1 protein-coding gene is annotated in these 360 nt (G+C 64.4%); it reads left to right on the top strand.

The features are described 5' to 3' along the window. Positions 1 to 360, top strand: a 360-nt coding sequence (locus tag EN861_RS34495; protein ID WP_135928223.1) for a DUF3363 domain-containing protein, incomplete at both ends; no start/stop codon positions are given.

Below are 360 nucleotides of genomic sequence, written 5' to 3'. Positions count from 1 at the left end.
CCGGCCTCATCGATCTCGCGCCGCACGCCGATCGCCTGCCTGATGAATTCACAGCGCTTAAGCTGGGTCGGTTGCGCAAACTGGAAACGCTCGGCCTCGCCGATCAGATCGGGCCTGGCCAATGGATCGTCAGCGACAGAGCCGAGGCCACGCTGCGCGAAATGGGTGAGCGCGGCGATATCATCAGACGCATGCATCGCGCCCTCTCGGCCCGCGACATTGAACGCGCGAGCGCCAGCTATGTGCTGGCCGCCGAGAGCGTCGATGAGAAGATTATCGGCCGTCTGATCGAGCGCGGACTGGATGACGAACTCAAGGGCACTGCCTATGCGGTCGTCGACGGCGTCGACGGGCGTTGCC

It is taken from the genome of Mesorhizobium sp. M8A.F.Ca.ET.218.01.1.1 (assembly GCF_004791165.1).
In the GTDB taxonomy this organism is placed as follows: domain Bacteria; phylum Pseudomonadota; class Alphaproteobacteria; order Rhizobiales; family Rhizobiaceae; genus Mesorhizobium.
The sequence above is the reverse complement of the archived record's forward strand: the minus strand, read 5'-3'. Positions and strand labels throughout refer to the sequence as shown.